Origin of the sequence: Pseudoalteromonas sp. G4 (assembly GCF_028875915.1) — a bacterium.
GTDB lineage: Bacteria > Pseudomonadota > Gammaproteobacteria > Enterobacterales > Alteromonadaceae > Pseudoalteromonas.
In genome coordinates this window covers 1-648 of record NZ_JAPEHW010000174.1, presented here as the reverse complement: position 1 = coordinate 648, position 648 = coordinate 1, and the positions used below count along the sequence as shown (strand labels likewise).

General features: G+C 35.8%; 1 protein-coding gene. It reads right to left on the bottom strand.

Features of this window, described 5'->3' with window-relative positions; all coding sequences use genetic code 11:
- The coding region (def, locus tag ON073_RS20495) for a peptide deformylase (RefSeq protein WP_274763708.1) at nt 1–451 on the bottom strand (451 nt) is incomplete at its 3' end.
- Between the last annotated feature and the right edge of the window lie 197 nt (nt 452–648).

Genomic DNA, 648 nt, shown 5'->3' with positions numbered 1-648 from the left:
TTAATGGAGAAAGGTAATCAATAAATAGTACGCCCTTTAAATGATCTAACTCGTGCTGAATACATACTGCGAGTAGACCATCAGCGTCTTTTTCAAACTCAATTCCATTTTCATCAAATGCTTTAATGGTAACCGTTTCGGCACGGTCAACTTTGGCATATGAACCTGGTACTGATAAACAGCCTTCTTCGCTAATTTTGCTGCCATCTTTTTTGATGATTTCTGGATTAATTAGCACCAGAGGTTCGTTACCTTCTTCTGATACATCAATAACAACAATACGCTGGTGGATATTTACTTGAGTAGCCGCAAGACCAATACCGTTTTCGTCATACATGGTCTCAAGCATATCTGATACAATTTTCTTAGTATCTTCATTAATTTGCGTTACTTCTTGTGCAACAGTACGTAATCTCTCATCTGGAAAGCGTAAAACTTCTAAAATAGCCATATTTACCTTAATTTAAACTATGCGAAAATCATCAATTTATGATATGTTTTTATTTTAGCCATTTGTCTTCACCTTTTACAGGTTTAAGTAAATAATAATAAAAAACAGCTCAAGGAAGCTAGTTATGGTCAAAAAGCTGACAGCTGCGATAGTCGCATTAACTATGGCGTTTCCAACTCTTGCTGATGTGCTTCAGA